The sequence below is a fragment of the Oceanisphaera pacifica genome, assembly GCF_017498065.1.
Classification (GTDB): domain Bacteria; phylum Pseudomonadota; class Gammaproteobacteria; order Enterobacterales; family Aeromonadaceae; genus Oceanimonas; species Oceanimonas pacifica.
In genome coordinates this window covers 82578-99755 of record NZ_JAGDFX010000001.1, presented here as the reverse complement: position 1 = coordinate 99755, position 17178 = coordinate 82578, and the positions used below count along the sequence as shown (strand labels likewise).

Sequence of the window (17178 nt, the reverse complement as noted above, 5' to 3'; positions counted from 1 at the left end):
AGCCATCAGCTAAAACAGACACCGGTTTAGGTTTTTCGTACAGCGTTTGGCGTATAACTAAAAGAAAGCCGTCAGCTATCAGCGGTAAGCTGTCAGTCCACTCAACCAGCGTCTGCTTGTTGGCTTATGGCCGCTCTGCGGTCGGTTTGTTTTTTGTTTGTCTGACAGCTGATAGCTTAAAGCTGACGGCTGCCCGAAGGGCCAAGGTTTTCGTTGTCGAATTCGCGCTTCATGCGTATACTTTCACCCCGTCTTGAATTTCATATCTCTTTCGTTCCTTAGCTTCTTCAGGTTCTACATGACAACTAAATATATTTTTGTTACTGGTGGGGTTGTGTCGTCCCTAGGTAAAGGCATTGCAGCCGGTTCCCTGGCGGCCATTCTCGAGGCTCGTGGTCTTAATGTGACCATTATGAAACTGGATCCCTACATTAACGTAGACCCAGGCACTATGAGCCCGACTCAGCACGGCGAAGTCTTCGTTACCGACGATGGCGCTGAAACTGACCTCGATTTAGGTCACTACGAGCGCTTTATTCGTACCAAGATGACGCGTCGTAACAACTTTACCTCTGGCCGTGTATACGCGGACGTGCTGCGCAAGGAACGACGCGGCGACTATTTGGGTGCCACCATTCAGGTGATCCCACACATTACTAATGCCATTAAAGACCGCGTGATTGCCGGTGCCGAAGGTCATGATGTGGCCATTGTTGAAGTGGGCGGAACCGTAGGTGATATTGAATCACTGCCGTTTTTAGAAGCACTGCGCCAACTCGCCGTACAAGTAGGGCGTGAAAATACACTTTTTATGCACCTTACCTTGGTGCCGTATTTGGCCGCGGCCGGCGAAGTAAAAACCAAGCCGACCCAGCACTCAGTTAAAGAATTACTGTCGATTGGTATTCAGCCCGATATTCTTATTTGTCGTAGTGATCGTGTGATCCCGGCAAACGAGCGTGCCAAAATTGCCCTCTTTTGTAACGTACTTGAAAAAGCCGTTATTTCACTTAAAGATGTCGACTCTATTTACAAGATCCCAGCAGTATTACGCTCGCAAGGATTAGACGAGTTAGTGGTTAAGCGCTTTAGCTTAGACTGCCCACCTTCAGATTTATCTGAATGGGAACAGGTGATTTACGAAGAAGCCAACTCCACCGGCGAAGTCACCATTGGTATGGTGGGTAAATACACAGAGCTACCTGATGCTTATAAATCAGTGAACGAAGCCTTAAAACACGGTGGTTTAAAAAATCGCTTATCGGTCAATATTAAGTATGTTGACTCTCAAGATCTTGAAAGCAAAGGCGAAAGCTTGCTGGAAGGTTTGGATGCTATCTTAATTCCTGGTGGTTTTGGCTCTCGTGGAATTGAAGGCAAAATTATGGCGGCGCGTTATGCACGAGAAAATCGTGTGCCTTACCTAGGTATTTGCTTGGGTATGCAAATTGCGTTAATTGAATATGCCCGCAATGTGGCGGGGCTAGAAGGGGCGCACTCGACTGAGTTTGATCCCGAAAGCCCGTATCCGGTAGTGGGTTTAATTACCGAGTGGCTAGACGAAGAAGGCCAAGTAGAAGTGCGGGACGAAATGTCCGACTTAGGCGGCACTATGCGTCTAGGTTCGCAATTATGTCATCTAGAACCAGGCTCTAAAGTACAGGCTCTATACGGCTCAGACACTATCTATGAACGTCACCGCCACCGTTATGAAGTGAATAACCACTTGCTGCCTAAAATAGAAGCGGCAGGCATGAAAGTAACAGGGCGCTCTGCGGATAAGAAGTTAGTCGAAATTATTGAAAATCCCGACCACCCTTGGTTTGTGGCAGCACAATTCCACCCAGAGTTTACCTCTACCCCTAGGGACGGTCACGGTTTGTTTGCCGGCTTTATAAAGGCGGCAGGTCAATATCAGCAGGGAGAGCTGGAGTAACCTAATATCACGGGCGAACAGAAGTCCTATCTGTTCGCCCGTTTTTTTAGTGCTTGATCCCGTTTTTACCTTTCAACTAAGAGGAAGTTAGAGAATGGCTAAAATAATTAAAGTAGTTGGTCGTGAAATTATCGACTCGCGTGGCAACCCAACCGTAGAAGCCGATGTGCACCTAGAAGGCGGTATTATGGGTCGTGCTATCGCCCCTTCTGGCGCCTCTACTGGCTCACGCGAAGCCCTAGAGCTGCGTGATGGCGATAAGTCTCGTTACTTAGGTAAAGGCGTACAAAATGCCGTTGCTATTATCAACGACACCATAGCCAAAGCGCTAACTGGCAAAGATGCCACTGCACAAGCGGCTATCGATCAGGTGATGATCGACCTAGACGGTACCGATAACAAAGGTAAGTTGGGCGCCAACGCTGTGCTAGCTGTGTCTTTGGCAGTAGCTAAAGCGGCTGCACAGGTTAAAGGTGTTCCTTTGTATGCATGGATTGCCGAGCTGAATGGCACGCCAGGTCAATATTCTATGCCACTGCCTATGATGAATATCATTAACGGCGGCGAACATGCCGACAACAACGTTGATATTCAAGAGTTCATGATCCAACCGGTGGGCGCTAAAAATATTAAAGAAGCGCTACGTATGGGTGCTGAAGTGTTCCACAGCCTAGCTAAAGTACTTAAAGCCAAAGGCTTGAGCACAGCAGTAGGTGACGAAGGTGGTTTTGCTCCTGATTTAGAGTCTAACGAAGCGGCATTAGTGGCCATTAAAGATGCCGTTGAGCAAGCGGGTTATGTGCTGGGTAAAGACATTACGCTGGCAATGGACTGCGCTGCGTCTGAGTTTTACGACAAAGCCAACAACAACTACAACCTAAGCGGCGAAGGCAAAGTATTTACTGCCAACGAGTTTACGCATTACCTAGAAACGCTGACTCAGCAATATCCCATTGTGTCTATTGAAGACGGCTTGGATGAGTCAGATTGGGATGGGTTCGACTATCAAACCAAGGTACTGGGTGACAAGATCCAACTGGTGGGTGACGATCTATTTGTAACCAACACCAAGATCTTAAAAGAAGGGATCGAGAAAGGCGTTGCTAACTCTATTTTGATTAAGTTCAACCAAATTGGCACCCTAACCGAAACCCTAAACGCTATTCAAATGGCGCAAAAAGCTAACTACACAGTGGTTATTTCGCACCGCTCAGGTGAAACCGAAGACACCACCATTGCTGATTTAGCAGTAGGAACTTGTGCCGGTCAAATTAAAACCGGTTCTATGAGCCGTTCAGACCGTGTTGCTAAGTACAACCAGCTGATCCGTATTGAAGAAGAGCTAAACGGCAAGGTGCCGTTTAATGGCTTATCTGAAGTTAAAGGTCAAGCTTAATAAGCCATTGGCGCATGCGTGTTTATTCTTAACATTAATGACCTTGCTTATATTAAAAAGAAACCCCGCCCCGTGCGGGGTTTCTTTTGTTTACGGCTTGAATATGGGAAACTAGCGCACAACCTGTGGAGGATAAATGCGCACGCTTACGCTGATACTGCTTGCCCTGTTAGGCACCATTCAATATCACTTGTGGTGGGGGAAAAATGGCTTGGCTGAATATCATGAAGCTCAAGCAAATGTGAATCGCCAAATGGACGATAATGAACTGTTGGTGACCCGCAATACCTTGTTATATCGAGAAATTGACGATCTTAATAAAGGGCTGGCGGCGGTTGAAGAGTTGGCGCGTAACGACTTGGGTATGATCAAGCCGGGCGAAACTTTTTACCGGCTGTTATTAACTGATAAATTGCCAACCAATAAGCCACTACCATGAATATGATACCTAGCTATACGGCCGTTGTGCCGGCCGCAGGCATTGGTAGCCGTATGGCGGCCGACCGACCCAAACAATATTTACCTTTAGGCGATAGTACCGTGCTAGAGCACACCTTATTGGGGCTGCTCAAGCATGATACGATTGGCACTATTGTGGTGGCGATTGCCGAGCATGATGCTTGGTTTAACAACCTTGCTATTGCTCGCCACCCGCGCATTATCACGGTATCAGGCGGCAAAGAGCGGGCAGACTCGGTACTTAATGCGCTGCAACAGGTCGCAACAGAGTGGGTATTAGTACATGATGCCGCCAGACCTTGTTTGCATCCTGCCGATTTAGCGGCGGTAATGGTCGCCGGACAGCAGGCTCAAGGCGCTATTTTAGCCTGCCGCGTACGCGACACCATGAAGCGTGGTAATGGTCTTGGGGCGATTGCGAGTAGTGTGCCGCGCGAAGAGCTATGGCACGCACTTACCCCCCAATGCTTTGCCACCACCACCTTACGCCAAGCATTGACCGATGCTTTGGCCTGCGGGGCAAGCATTACCGATGAAGCCTCCGCTATGGAGTGGGCCGGTTTTAATCCGGCGTTAGTAGAAGGGCGGGCAGATAATATTAAGATCACCCGCCCCGAAGATTTAGCACTAGCGCAGTTTTTTTTAAAGCAGACAGTTGATAGCTGTCAGCTTTAAGCCGTCAGCTATCAGTTAAAGAAAAAAACGCTATTTTTCTGTAGTCCCACGCTTTAGCTGTGGGTCTTGCGAAGCAAGATTGTTTTAACAGACAGCCATACGCTGACAGCTCCCCGCAAGGGTTATAGCTATTCATTGAAAAAGAGAATACTTACTATGCGAATTGGACACGGTTTTGACGTGCATAAATTTGGTGGCCCAGGCCCTTGTATCTTGGCCGGTGTAGCTGTGCCCTACGAGCAAGGTTTACTGGCGCACTCAGACGGTGACGTTATTTTACACGCCCTTACCGATGCCCTATTAGGTGCCATTGGTGGCGGTGATATTGGCACCCATTTTCCTGATACCGATGCGGCTTATAAAGGTGCAGATAGCCGTGAGTTATTGCGCAAAGTGGTCGCCATGGTAAAAGAAGCCGGTTTTACATTGGGTAATGCCGATGTCACCGTGCTGGCGCAAGCGCCTAAGCTTTTGCCTTTTATTGGCGATATGGTGGCCAATATTGCCGCCGATTTACAAGCTGATGTTAGCCAAGTGAATGTAAAAGCCACCACCACAGAGCGACTGGGGTTTGTGGGCCGTAAAGAAGGCATAGCAACAGAAGCCGTAGTGCTGTTGGTAAAAATATGACGGATACTTTAAACATCCATAATTGGCAGTATTTGCATGGCGAGCCCAGCTGTGATGCGCGCCTAAAAGTGGTGCCAGAAGACTTTATTGTGCGAGAAGACTTAGGCTTTACCCCTTGTGGTGAAGGCGAGCATATTCTGCTTTATATTCGAAAGCGCGGCCAAAACACCCAGTGGATTGCCCGTGAATTAGCCCGCTTGGCCGGTGTTACCCAACGTGAAGTTACGTGGGCAGGTTTAAAAGACCGCCACGCCGTTACCGAGCAATGGTTTGGTGTGCACTTGCCCGGTAAAGCCGAGCCAGATTTTTCGAGCTTAGAAAGCGAAGACGTGCAAATACTGGATCGTGGCCGTCATAATAAAAAGCTTAAAATAGGGGCGCTAAAAGGTAACTGGTTTGAACTTAATGTAACCGAACTCTCAAATACCGATGGGTTAGCAGCGCGCTTAACCGCCATTGCCGAGCGCGGGGTGCCTAATTATTACGGCGATCAACGTTTTGGCCATCACTTTGGCAACCTAGATCACGCTCGTGCCATGTTTAATGGTCGAAAAATTAAAGACCGTAATAAGCGCTCAATGTATTTATCCGCCGCCCGCAGTTACTTATTTAACTTGGCGGTGAGCCAGCGTTTAGAGGCGGGGATGGCAGAGCAACTATTGGCCGGCGATTGTTTGATGCTGGCGGGCACTCAGTCTTTCTTTACTCTTAACGACGACAACCCCCTTAATGAAACCATGCAAGCGCGCTTTGCTGAGGGCGATGTGCGCATTAGTGCGCCACTGTGGGGCCGAGGCCGCTTACCCAGTGTTGATGCGGCGGCTGAACTTGAACAGGCGGCACTAAATGATCACCAAGACTTATGCCAAGGCCTAGAAAATCAGGGCTTAAAACAAGAGCGTCGCCCCTTACTACTTAAGCCACAACAAATGAGCTGGCAGTTAGAAGATAACAGCGCTCGCTTATCGTTTTGGTTACCCGCCGGAAGTTACGCCACCAGTGTGGTGCGAGAAATTGCAAAGGATGCACAAAGCGAATGAAAATATTAGTGAGTAATGATGATGGCGTGAATGCGCTTGGTATTCGTACCTTAAGTCGCGCCTTATCTGAATTTGCTGAAGTGGTGACAGTGGCCCCCGATAGAAATCGCAGCGGCGCCAGCCATTCTTTGACGTTAGAAGTGCCGCTGCGTGCCGATAAAATTGATGATACCGGTTTTTATTCTGTTAAAGGCACGCCCACCGACTGCGTGCATTGGGCGGTAAACTGCCTACTCGACCCTGATCCAGATATGGTGGTGGCGGGTATTAATCACGGTGCCAATTTAGGTGATGATGTGCTTTACTCGGGCACGGTTGCGGCGGCGACCGAAGGACGTCACTTAGGCTTGCCCGCATTAGCGGTATCTTTATGTGGCGATCGCTACTTTGAAACCGCGGCGCACTTTGCCAGTGTATTGGTACAAGGCTTGTTGCGCGCGCCGTTAGCAACCAATCAAATATTAAATGTAAACGTGCCAGACCTGCCCTTAAGTGATATTCAGGGAATAAAAGTGACACGTTTGGGAAATCGTCATCGTTGTGATCCGGTATTAAAAGAATATGACCCAAGGGGTAAGCCGATATATTGGATAGGGCCGCCAGGGGCAATTCAAGATGCCGGAGAGGGCACTGATTTTGATGCAATAGAAAGAGGTTATGTTTCTATTACCCCATTAACCATAGATATGACGGCCCATAATAAAATGGCAGCATTAACCGATTGGCTCAAAGAAGTGGAGTAGCAGGTGCTTACGTTAGCAGGACAGCAGTTTTATCGCATGCTGCAACAACAAGGGATCAAAAACGAGCGGGTATTAACGGCGATTGCCAGTTTACCTCGGGCTCAGTTTGTTGATGAAGCCATGTCCCATAAGGCCTGGGAAAATAGCGCTTTGCCCATCGGCTGTGGCCAGACTATTTCTCAACCCTATATAGTGGCAAGAATGACCGAAGCCCTAATGCAATTTCAGCCTAAACGGGTACTGGAAGTGGGGACAGGCTCGGGTTTTCAAACCGCCGTATTGGCGCAGTTAGTCGAGCAAGTCTTTAGCCTTGAGCGCATTAAGTCACTGCAATATCAGGCGCGTCGCCGTTTACAGCGACTGGATTTGTATAATGTGTCAACTAAGCACGGCGATGGTTGGCAGGGTTGGGCCAGCAAGGCTCCTTTTGATGCCATTATTGTCACAGCAGCAGCCCAAGAAACACCCCAAGCTTTGCTCTCTCAGTTGGCTGATGGCGGTGTGATGGTGATTCCGGTAGGCCAGACCCAGCAAACATTATGGCTGTATCAGCGCCGTGGTGATAAGTTTTCGCGCACTGAGTTAGAAGCGGTGCGATTTGTTCCGTTAGTGAAAGGCGATCTTGAGTGAAAATTTTTTCTCGGTTATACCAATTAGTCATGAAATGGGCCATGCATCGTCATGCTCCGGTTTATTTATCATTAAATAGTTTTGCAGAGTCGATATTTTGGCCAGTGCCGGTTGATGTGATGCTAGCACCTATGACGCTAGCGAAACCTAAAAGCGCCTGGTTTTATGCCGGCCTGGCCACTGTATTTTCTGTGTTAGGCGCCTGTTTTGGTTATCTGTTGGGGTATGCCTTATGGGACCCCATTGTTCAGCCTTTTATTGCCTCTATGGGGTATGAAGGCAAAATAGATATTGCCGAGGCGTGGTTTGCTGAGTGGGGCATTTGGGTTATTTTTATCGCCAGTTTCACCCCGATTCCTTATAAAGTCTTTACTGTGACCGCAGGTTTGCTCAGTATGGCTTTTTTACCCTTTATTTTGGTATCGTTAGTGGGGCGAGGGTTGCGCTTTTTCTTAGTCTCTGGACTGATGAAGTGGGGTGGCGTGAAAATGGAAGCCAAGCTTATCCGCTATATCGATCTTATTGGCTGGGTGTCTTTAATTGTTGCGGTTATCGCTTATCTATTGTTGAGAAACTAATGCCAAAATGGAGCCAAATACTCAAACTAACTTGCCTCAACCTAGTGTTGCTGGCAATGCTGAGTGCTTGCTCCGGCACCTCTCCTGCCCCGGTCTCGGGAGTACACGCCCGAGGCCATATAAAAGCCAATGGTAATCGTTATGTGGTGGCCAAAGGCGACACTTTATATTCTATTGCCTGGCAAGCGGGCACAGACGTCCCTACCTTAGCGCGCCATAATCGCATTGCGCCCCCTTATGCTATCTACCCTGGACAAACGCTGCGTTTAGATATTCCAGGGATTAAGCGTGTGCAATATAGAGTGCGCCGTGGCGATACCCTGAGTAGCATTGCAAGGCGTACCCATCACAGCGTGGCGGACTTGGCCGGGTTAAATGGTTTACGCCCTCCTTATCGTATTTATGTTGGCCAAGCGTTAACCCTAAAAGGCAGGCGAGTACAGCAAAAAAATACCATTACCGCGAGTGCTAAGCCGACAGCAGTGGCGTCTAAGGTGACCCGCAAAGCAAATGTAAGTCCCTCTAATAAAACAGAAAACGCTAATGTTAAAAAAGTAACTAAGCCTGTTGCACCCGCCACAGGAAAAGCATACGCTAAAACTCAAGCGCCTAAAAAAGCGGCTAGCAAAACGAGTATTGCGTGGCACTGGCCAACGCCCGGACCTGTTATATCAAGGTTTTCGTTAGCAGAAACGGGTAATAAAGGTGTTGATATTCGCGGTAGCAGAGGACAAGCCATTAAGGCGGCTGCTGCAGGCAAGGTCGTATACGCAGGGAGTGCGTTACGAGGTTACGGTAACCTAATTATTATAAAACATAATGATGATTACTTATCGGCCTACGCCCACAACGAAGTACTTAGAGTTAAAGAGCAACAAACAGTGGGGGCTGGCCAGCATATTGCTGATATGGGAAGCAGTGACACCACAGATGTTCGATTACATTTTGAAATTCGATATCAGGGCGCCTCTGTTAATCCCATAAAGCATTTGCCAAAGCGATAAGTACGTAACATTGGTAGTGCATGGTAAAGGGAGAGCAAGCATGAGCCATAATAAAATAACGACTCGCACAGGTGATATGGACTTTAATGCTGACAGCGCACTGGATGCGACTATCAGTAAAGTCAAAGATGACAATGTAAATGACACCGCCAAAGAGACAGCCAGTAGCCGAGCGTTAGATGTAACGCAGTTATATCTAGGAGAAATAGGTTTCTCTCCTTTGCTTACGGCAGAAGAAGAAGTGCTATATGCTCGTCGTGCTTTGCGAGGTGATTTGATTGCGCGCAAACGCATGATTGAATCTAATCTTAGATTGGTTGTTAAAATATCTCGCCGTTATAACAATGGCAGCCTAGCCCTGCTCGACTTGATTGAAGAGGGTAATCTTGGGTTAATTCGTGCTGTTGAAAAGTTTGATCCTGAACGTGGCTTTCGCTTTTCAACCTATGCTACTTGGTGGATCCGTCAAACCATAGAGCGCGCGATCATGAACCAAACCCGCACCATACGTTTACCCATTCATATCGTAAAAGAACTTAACGTTTGTTTGCGCACCGCTCGTGAGTTGGCACAACAGCTTGATCACGACCCCACTGCAGAAGAAATAGCCCAAGCGCTTGATAAACCCGTTGCTGAAGTTTCGCGTATGCTTAAACTTAACGAACGAATGGGATCCCTAGACAGCCCCCTTGGCGGTGATGGCGAGCGAGCGCTACTAGACGTATTAACCGATGATAATGATCTTGACCCCGAAACCGAGCTACAAGACAGCAATATGAATACCAGCTTGCAAGGGTGGTTAAACGAACTTAATCCTAAGCAGCGAGAAGTGTTGGCGCGCCGTTTTGGCTTAATGGGCTATGAAGTCTCTACCCTTGAACACGTAGGGCAAGAAATTGGCCTTACCCGAGAGCGCGTACGCCAAATTCAAGTAGAAGCGCTTAATCGCTTAAAAGATATGCTCAGCCAAGAAGGTTTATGCGTAGAAACTTTGTTTCATACAGAATAACGAACACTTAAGATACAGTGTTGAATGTTGAAATTAAACAATCAAAGCCAACATCAGACTCCGTCTGCTGTTGGCTTTTTTGTTTTATCTTTATGCCGTTATACCGGTATCTCTAGCCCCGTCGGAGAGCGGTAAGCCGTCAGTTAAAAGCAACGCCGAGCCGTTGTTTTCTGTAGTCCCACGCTTTAGCTGTGGGTCTTGCGGAGCAAGATTGTTTTAACAGGCAGCCATACGCTTTACGCTGACCGCTGTACGAAACAACCAAACCGGTGTTTGTCTTTAACTTACAGCTTACGGCTGACGGCTTAAAGCTCTCCAAAGCGAGCTTTGGCTTTCCGTACAGCTGTTCGTTAACTTCTTGTCTGCTTCAATCTATACAGCCACTCCAACGCTTGGCGCGGGGTTAGCTCATCGGGGTTAATATCATCTAGCAAGACTAAAGCTTCATCTAATGGCTCATCAAACAAGGGCAAAGTCGTTTGCACCTCTGCAGGCTGCGTGCTCTTAGTATTAGTCGTAGCCGTTGGCGCTGGGTTATCGGTCGCTGCACTCATTGTTTCTAACTCAGCTAACTTATGACGCGCCAACCCCAGCACCGGCTTGGGCACCCCTGCCAAAGCCGCCACCTGTAAACCATAAGAACGGCTGGCTGCTCCCTCTTGCACCGCATGTATAAAGGCTATGGTATCGTCGTGCTCCACCGCATCTAAATGCACATTGGCCACTTCTGGCCACAGGCTTGCCAACTCGGTGAGCTCAAAATAATGGGTGGCAAACAAAGTATAGGCATGCAGCTTATTGGCCAAAGCATCGGCACAGGCCCAAGCCAATGCCAAGCCATCATAAGTACTGGTGCCTCGGCCTATTTCATCCATTAATACCAAACTATGTTCGGTGGCATTATTCAGAATATTAGCGGTTTCGGTCATTTCCACCATAAAAGTAGAGCGGCCCGAGGCTAAGTCATCCGAGGCACCAATACGGGTAAAAATACGGTCTAGCTTACCAATGCGTGCACTGCTTGCCGGAACAAAAGAGCCCATATAGGCCATGAGCACAATTAAAGCTGTTTGGCGCATATAGGTTGATTTACCCCCCATATTGGGGCCGGTTATCACCAACATCTTGCGAGAATCAGACATGCTCAGCGGGTTGGCAATAAAAGGGTCATTCATCACCTGCTCAACCACAGGGTGGCGACCGTCCTGAATATCAATCACGGCGTCTTGAGTGAGGGTAGGGCGGCAATAATCTAGGCTGTCGGCACGCTCGGCCAAGTTAGCAAACACATCCAACTCTGCCAGCGCAATGGCACTGCGCTGCAAGAGTTGCAACTGCTCTAACAAACTATCGAGCAGTGCTTCGTACAGCTTTTTCTCTAACGCTAACCCTTGTCCCTGAGCGCTAAGTACCTTGTCTTCGTACTCTTTAAGCTCAGGAATAATATAGCGCTCATTATTCTTGAGTGTTTGGCGGCGTATATAATGCACCGGCACTAAGTCGGCGCTGGCGCGACTCACTTCAATATAAAAACCGTGTACTCGGTTATAGGCCACTTTTAGGGTTTGAATACCGGTGGCGGCTTTTTCTCGTGCTTCTAAGGCTTCTAAATAGCGGTGCGCACCGGCCGCCAATTCACGCAGCTCGTCTAACTCGGCATTAAAGCCTTCGCGGATCACCCCACCATCACGAATTAACACCGGCGGGGTATCCACTATCGCTTGTGCTAATAGCTCAGCCAAATCTGGGTATTCGCCAATGGTTTTTGCCAGCGCGTTTAAACAAGGGCTATTCGCCTGTGCTAATTGCTGCTGAATATCCGGTAAAGCTTGTAGCGCACTGCGCAAGCGGCTTAAATCACGCGGGCGAGCCGAGCGCAGGGCAAGGCGTGCCAATACGCGCTCCATATCTCCCACTTGGCGCAGCGGCGAGCGTAAATCTTCAAAGCCGCCATCGGCCATTAACAACGCAATACTGTCTTGGCGACGGGTGAGTGTGTCGGTATTACGGCTGGGCTGATGTATCCAGCGCTTAAGCAAGCGGCTGCCCATGGGCGTGGCCGTGTTATCCAACACCTCAGCCAGCGTATTTTCTACCGTGCCCGATAAGTTAAGCGTTAACTCCAAATTACGGCGCGTAGCTGCATCCATCACCACCATATCTTGGCTGCGCTCAAGGCTGACACTATTAATATGTGGCATAGCGGTGCGCTGAGTATCTTTAACATATTGCAGCAAACAGCCCGCAGCACACAGCGCCGTGCTGGCTTGCTCTACCCCAAAACCAACTAAGTCGCGGGTGCCAAACTGCTGGCATAACAAAGTACGTGCCGTGTCTAAATCAAATTCCCATATTGGCCGACGGCGCAGCCCCTTGCGCGATTCAATCGCTGAAAAATAGTCAAAATCTTCGGGGTGCAATAACTCGGCAGGTTGCGTGCGCTGCAATTCTGCAACTAACGACTCTTCAGTGGCAAACTGATTCAGCACAAACCGGCCGGTACTCACATCCAGCACCCCATAACCAAACTGCTGACCATCGTGAAAGACTGCCGCTAAACAGTTATCTTGGCGATCTTCCAGCAAAGCCTCATCCGACAAAGTGCCGGGTGTAACAATGCGCACCACCTGTCGCTCAACCGGCCCTTTACTGGTAGCAGGGTCGCCAATTTGCTCACAAATGGCCACCGACTCGCCCATTTGCACTAAACGCGCCAAATAATTCTCCGCCGCATGATGGGGCACCCCCGCCATCGGAATCGCACTGCCCCCTGACTTTCCGCGTTTGGTTAAGGATATATCCAACAAGCGTGACGCTTTTTTGGCATCGTCATAAAACAGCTCATAAAAATCGCCCATGCGATAAAACATCAACACATCCGGATGCTGCGCCTTCAATGCCAAATATTGAACCATCATAGGTGTGTGCTTTTGATCTAACTCTTTATTTTTCACTCACTTAACCGCCATTAGTACTTGTTTATAAAGATATTTTCTAATATTTGGTTTCTCAGGTCGTCTCAAGATGTATCAGTCAATGTCGCTAAAACCTATGTTTTAGTGTAGGTTTAAGTGTAGGTTGTATGTATCGCCAGTACATACTTTATAAATGTACTGGCATAAGGTGAACGACACGCCTTATTAGGTGGTAGCCTAACAAAACTAACAGGAAGATTGTGAGATGACTTTAGCGAAGAGTACCAAACCTCTGACAACAAGAACAATTCAGACTATGAAGCCGAGTAGTAACGATCTTTCTGATACAGGGGAAAATAGAGGCCTACGTGTGGCTTGCGGTAGTACCGGCCTTAAGACGTTCTTTTACAGATACACTAGCCCTGAGACAGGAAAGCTAGTGCAGGCGAAAATTGGGAACTTTCCTGAGACCTCTTTGGCTGAAGCTCGATCGATACTTCAAGATTGGAAGTTACTTAGAAGACAAAAAATCTGCCCTGCCAATGAGATAAAAAGGAAAAGAAAGGAAGAAAAAGAACGTTCATTGCTCATTGAACAAGGTCGTCAAACCTTCACGGTACAAGATCTAATCGAATTGTATTTGACTAGTCAGATAGAAGACCAGAAACTACCCAATGGGCAACTAAAACTCGGTTCTCGTAAGCCTAAAGGCCAGATTGAAACCAGAAGAACTCTTTATATTGATGTCGTGCCATTCATGGGTTCTCGTCCGGCAACAGATATTTTAAGGAAAGATGTGATCAAGATGGTCATGAGTATTGTCTCTAGAGGTGCCAATGTACAAGCCGGAAGCGTATTAAGAGAGCTGTCCGCAGCTTACGAGTATGCCATCGGTATTGATAGATTACCTGACGACTTTGCTAACCCTGCATTATTAGCTAAAGCTGGGCTAAGACAAGCGAAAATAAAGCTTACATCTAAACCAGGTCGAAGGGTGTTATCGGACAAAGAAGTTATAAAGCTAATTAAGTGGTTGCCAAGTTCAGATTATACCAATGCGCAAAAAAAGATTCTTCATTTAACATTGCTTACAGGATGTAGAACAGGAGAGCTTTGCAATGCACAATGGAAAGACTTTGATGCTAAAGAAAAAAAATTACATATTAGAGAAACAAAGACAGCGACGGATCGTTATGTTCAGCTGCCTAGTCAAGCTGTTAATATAATAAAAAAATTACCTTTTGGTACAACAGATGCGATGTTTCCATCGAAAGCAACTGGCTTACCAGTACAGCAAAAAAAGCTATCTGAACAATCGTGGGTTATGAGAAATAAGGGAACCATGTTAGATATTGATCACTGGACACCACATGACTTGAGACGAACTGTAAGAACAGGATTAGCTCGTTTGCAATGTCCTAATGAAGTTGCTGAAGCAATCCTAGGTCATGCTAGATCTGGGATTGAAGGAACTTATGATTTGCATCGTTATGAAAGTGAATGCCAATATTGGTTACAAATATGGGCTGATTACTTAGATAGTATTGTTAGTGGTTAACTTTTAACCGTCAAGGTATAAGTTTACATCTATAGCTTTAAGGTTACTTATTAAATGTTAAATTTTTCTATCATGAGATTTAGTTTTTTCCATAGCTCATCTTGAATAGCTTCGTGTTCTTCTTCATTTGAACCGAAATTATACTCCAATATTATCTCTTCAGTGAAACTTTTCATGCTTATGTAACCTGCTTTGATCTTTGCATTCTTTTCTCTTAGCAATTCAATTTCTAAAGTTAGCCTTTTTATTTCTCTCTTCTCTTTTCTTTTTTTTGCATTTGTAAGCTTTTCTTTCTGAGTAATTCTTGATTCTACAATAGATTTTACTTCCTTGTTTATTTCTTTGGTGTCTCTGTCATGATTAAATATTGCTTCTTCAATTACTTTGCTTTGAGACTGTTTTGATTTTTTGGCTAAGCGAGATATTTTACTTCTCGTTTTTTCTTCTAGCAAGAAAGAACTAATTTCTCTATTGGTTTTTTCTTTATGTTTTTTTGCTCTCCAAGCTGCCATCATCTTATTAAGGTTTATTGTGTTCTCTGGTGATTCTGGGATTTCATTTATTAAGTTAATAAATAGATTCTTGCTTTTGTGTTCCATTTTAAAGCTTTTATTTACTTTTTTTGATATGTAATCTATTGCCCATTTTATTTTTTCGGGGTGAGACTCTTCTATCCATAATTTCCATTTTTCTATGTCAGAACGATTGTTTGTTAAGAACATTTCAACCTCTTTGTAAAAGTTAATTTATATTTTCATGCTTACTTTATTATCGTTATTGATGATGCTTACTTAGAAAACATTACAATTTTAAATAGAGATTATAGTGTCATTATGGCTGAAATAAGTAACCTGATTCTGCATTGTAACCGTATCTTTATTGCATGTTTTATAACCTTCACTAAGTATCACTTGAACACACATATTACAAAGTACTCCTCTTTCTTCGGTGATGACTGTGCCTTGTAATTCGATACCATCGATAGGCGGAGCATGTCGGCGCTGAACAGTTGAACCATCGTTACATTTAAAGATGTAACACCAATATAAATATCAGTTATGGCAACATGCGATACCTAGAGTGTTTTCGCCAAATCTTGGACTGTATAAGTTTCATGAATTTATTCGTTACTTGCAACGTTAAAAGTAACTTTTAGTATACAATGCGCTTAATTAAGGTACATTGGGTACATCACAAGTGCAGAGGTATAAGGTGAAAGTATGAATTATCCTTACAGGTTACTCGAAAGAGACCTAATGATGTATAAAAGATCGGATGACCATTCAAAAGGTAATCACACGACTGAACCTTTAACTTCAAAAATTTTGTCACCAGAGTCTCGCCTTTTCATAGTACAGCTAGTAAAAAATTATGTTGGAACGGGAGGGTTCTGCGGTGCTGTTAGAAAGTTGATGGCTAGCTGTGATACAAACAATAGAGCGGTGAAAGTAGGGCTAGAGTTCCTGAAGCAACAAAAATTTATTACAGAAGACGAAGTGCACCCCAATAGAGATAAAAGAGCTAGTGCTAGATATCGATTCACTGACTCATTTTTACACTTACTCGCTAACTCTAGATCTCAGCCTGCGGAAAGATTAAAGCCGCTAATTGAAGCGACTCTATTTCCTAATGGTGGGTATAATCCGAAAAAAGAGTCGAAGATTAGGTTTAGTCGTTCTGATAGGTTTTTACTGGCTGTTATGTTGTATCACGCAGACTCCATGGGCGTATTAAATAATCTAAGTTTTTCTGAGTTATCTAGTATTACAGGGATGTCCGTACGTAGAGTGAAAGGGAAAGTATGTGACTTTGTTAATGAAAAAGTACTACATGCTTCTATATCCGGCATGACAAACAGGTCACTTTTTGGAATGGTTAAAAGTGTGCATGTACTTAACCTTCGGCACCCACTGTACGGTACCTATAGAGTCTCAGGGTACCGAGTATCTATTGCATATCACATTACTGAAAGTAATTGTGGGATTGCAGCTAAAAGAATTTATAGATCAGCCAGAAATAGAAGCCTAAAGAAGCAAAGGCTCGGAGTTGATGTAAGTGGAGGTATGAATGATGAATGTTTTTTAGATGCTTCTAATCATGATTTTAAGGCTTATCTTCAGTATGTATTGGAAGAGTATGCATCTGTTTTTTTGAATAAACGATGGAGTGACACTGTTGAAAGGAAGTGGTCTAATTACAAGCTGATTAATCTTAAAGGTTATAGCTCTGAATTCGAGGATCTTAAAGATGAATTAGCAGTAGTTTTGCATCCTAAAGTAAAATATAAAGGAGATATACGTAGTATTGCTGAATATCTGCTACATGAGTCTTTCTTGATGGCTAGACGTGTACAAGAGCCGATAGCTAGGGCTCTTAAGCTTAGTGTTGATAATAGCTGTTTTTTAATTCTACCAGCTAGTTTTAACGTGATAGATGAAGGAGTATACTTTTCTGTTGAGATATTTACAAATGAAAACATAGGTGAAGCTTGCAAGCTAGAGGATGTTCATTTAAATAGTGGTATTTTAAGTTATATTGAATATGTAAAGTTTTAAGAAAGGAGAAGTTTTTAGCTGAATAAAAGTATTTTATTACGCTGCGTACA

General features: G+C 45.6%; 15 protein-coding genes. 13 read left to right on the top strand and 2 right to left on the bottom strand.

From position 1 onward, the window contains the following. Nucleotides 1–298 precede the first annotated feature (298 nt). The 11 genes from J3U76_RS00475 (at nucleotide 299) to rpoS (ending at nucleotide 10100) form a co-directional block, all read left to right on the top strand. Entirely contained in the window at nucleotides 299–1936 is a 1638-nt protein-coding gene (locus tag J3U76_RS00475) for a CTP synthase (RefSeq protein ID WP_208003701.1), read from the top strand. 94 nt (nucleotides 1937–2030) lie between these two features. Further along, nucleotides 2031–3332 carry a phosphopyruvate hydratase gene (gene eno / locus J3U76_RS00470; RefSeq protein ID WP_208003694.1) on the top strand — a complete coding sequence of 434 codons (1302 nt, stop codon included), beginning with the start codon at nucleotides 2031–2033 and terminating at the stop codon, nucleotides 3330–3332. A gap of 136 nt (nucleotides 3333–3468) precedes the next feature. After that, nucleotides 3469–3771: a cell division protein FtsB gene (ftsB, locus tag J3U76_RS00465; RefSeq protein ID WP_208003688.1), complete on the top strand. Its 303-nt coding sequence runs from the start codon at nucleotides 3469–3471 to the stop codon at nucleotides 3769–3771. Continuing rightward, entirely contained in the window at nucleotides 3768–4466 is a 699-nt protein-coding gene (ispD, locus tag J3U76_RS00460) for a 2-C-methyl-D-erythritol 4-phosphate cytidylyltransferase (protein WP_243453962.1), read from the top strand. The genes ftsB and ispD overlap by 4 nt, the downstream gene beginning before the upstream one ends. 156 nt (nucleotides 4467–4622) lie before the next feature. After that, nucleotides 4623–5096, top strand: a complete 474-nt coding sequence (ispF, locus tag J3U76_RS00455; protein ID WP_208003686.1) for a 2-C-methyl-D-erythritol 2,4-cyclodiphosphate synthase — start codon at nucleotides 4623–4625, stop codon at nucleotides 5094–5096. Beyond that, nucleotides 5093–6136, top strand: coding sequence for a tRNA pseudouridine(13) synthase TruD (truD, locus tag J3U76_RS00450; RefSeq protein WP_208003685.1), 1044 nt, complete (start codon nucleotides 5093–5095; stop codon nucleotides 6134–6136). The genes ispF and truD overlap by 4 nt, the downstream gene beginning before the upstream one ends. After that, nucleotides 6133–6879, top strand: a complete 747-nt coding sequence (gene surE, locus J3U76_RS00445; protein ID WP_208003679.1) for a 5'/3'-nucleotidase SurE — start codon at nucleotides 6133–6135, stop codon at nucleotides 6877–6879. The genes truD and surE overlap by 4 nt, the downstream gene beginning before the upstream one ends. 3 nt (nucleotides 6880–6882) lie before the next feature. Then, entirely contained in the window at nucleotides 6883–7509 is a 627-nt protein-coding gene (locus J3U76_RS00440; RefSeq protein WP_341534278.1) for a protein-L-isoaspartate(D-aspartate) O-methyltransferase, read from the top strand. Then, nucleotides 7506–8087 carry a VTT domain-containing protein gene (locus J3U76_RS00435; protein ID WP_208003678.1) on the top strand — a complete coding sequence of 194 codons (582 nt, stop codon included), beginning with the start codon at nucleotides 7506–7508 and terminating at the stop codon, nucleotides 8085–8087. Before J3U76_RS00440 ends, J3U76_RS00435 begins: the two co-directional genes overlap by 4 nt. Further along, complete coding sequence (locus tag J3U76_RS00430) at nucleotides 8087–9091, top strand: LysM peptidoglycan-binding domain-containing protein (RefSeq protein WP_208003677.1); 1005 nt, start codon at nucleotides 8087–8089, stop codon at nucleotides 9089–9091. The genes J3U76_RS00435 and J3U76_RS00430 overlap by 1 nt, the downstream gene beginning before the upstream one ends. 40 nt (nucleotides 9092–9131) lie before the next feature. Next, nucleotides 9132–10100: an RNA polymerase sigma factor RpoS gene (rpoS, locus tag J3U76_RS00425; protein ID WP_208003675.1), complete on the top strand. Its 969-nt coding sequence runs from the start codon at nucleotides 9132–9134 to the stop codon at nucleotides 10098–10100. Nucleotides 10101–10450: 350 nt separating this feature from the next. Here the strand turns inward: rpoS and mutS are convergent, their stop codons facing one another. After that, nucleotides 10451–13018: a DNA mismatch repair protein MutS gene (gene mutS, locus J3U76_RS00420; protein WP_208003671.1), complete on the bottom strand. Its 2568-nt coding sequence runs from the start codon at nucleotides 13016–13018 to the stop codon at nucleotides 10451–10453. A 262-nt stretch (nucleotides 13019–13280) separates the two neighbouring features. Between mutS and J3U76_RS00415 the strand changes: the two genes are divergently transcribed. Further along, complete coding sequence (locus J3U76_RS00415; protein ID WP_208003665.1) at nucleotides 13281–14573, top strand: tyrosine-type recombinase/integrase; 1293 nt, start codon at nucleotides 13281–13283, stop codon at nucleotides 14571–14573. A gap of 50 nt (nucleotides 14574–14623) precedes the next feature. On the opposite strand, the gene J3U76_RS00410 is transcribed toward J3U76_RS00415, so the two are convergent. After that, nucleotides 14624–15295: a hypothetical protein gene (locus J3U76_RS00410; protein WP_208003663.1), complete on the bottom strand. Its 672-nt coding sequence runs from the start codon at nucleotides 15293–15295 to the stop codon at nucleotides 14624–14626. Between the two features lie 534 nt (nucleotides 15296–15829). Here J3U76_RS00410 and J3U76_RS00405 point away from each other — a divergent pair. Beyond that, entirely contained in the window at nucleotides 15830–17128 is a 1299-nt protein-coding gene (locus J3U76_RS00405) for a hypothetical protein (protein ID WP_208003662.1), read from the top strand. Nucleotides 17129–17178: the final 50 nt, after the last annotated feature.

Bases quoted from the DNA above. Each gene is read 5' to 3' on its own strand.
- J3U76_RS00475 (WP_208003701.1), top strand. From the start codon at position 299: ATGACAACTAAATATATTTTTGTTACTGGTGGGGTTGTGTCGTCCCTA.
- eno (WP_208003694.1), top strand. From the start codon at position 2,031: ATGGCTAAAATAATTAAAGTAGTTGGTCGTGAAATTATCGACTCGCGT.
- ftsB (WP_208003688.1), top strand. From the start codon at position 3,469: ATGCGCACGCTTACGCTGATACTGCTTGCCCTGTTAGGCACCATTCAA.
- ispD (WP_243453962.1), top strand. From the start codon at position 3,768: ATGAATATGATACCTAGCTATACGGCCGTTGTGCCGGCCGCAGGCATT.
- ispF (WP_208003686.1), top strand. From the start codon at position 4,623: ATGCGAATTGGACACGGTTTTGACGTGCATAAATTTGGTGGCCCAGGC.
- truD (WP_208003685.1), top strand. From the start codon at position 5,093: ATGACGGATACTTTAAACATCCATAATTGGCAGTATTTGCATGGCGAG.
- surE (WP_208003679.1), top strand. From the start codon at position 6,133: ATGAAAATATTAGTGAGTAATGATGATGGCGTGAATGCGCTTGGTATT.
- J3U76_RS00430 (WP_208003677.1), top strand. From the start codon at position 8,087: ATGCCAAAATGGAGCCAAATACTCAAACTAACTTGCCTCAACCTAGTG.
- rpoS (WP_208003675.1), top strand. From the start codon at position 9,132: ATGAGCCATAATAAAATAACGACTCGCACAGGTGATATGGACTTTAAT.
- mutS (WP_208003671.1), bottom strand. From the start codon at position 13,018: ATGATGGTTCAATATTTGGCATTGAAGGCGCAGCATCCGGATGTGTTG.
- J3U76_RS00415 (WP_208003665.1), top strand. From the start codon at position 13,281: ATGACTTTAGCGAAGAGTACCAAACCTCTGACAACAAGAACAATTCAG.
- J3U76_RS00410 (WP_208003663.1), bottom strand. From the start codon at position 15,295: ATGTTCTTAACAAACAATCGTTCTGACATAGAAAAATGGAAATTATGG.
- J3U76_RS00405 (WP_208003662.1), top strand. From the start codon at position 15,830: ATGATGTATAAAAGATCGGATGACCATTCAAAAGGTAATCACACGACT.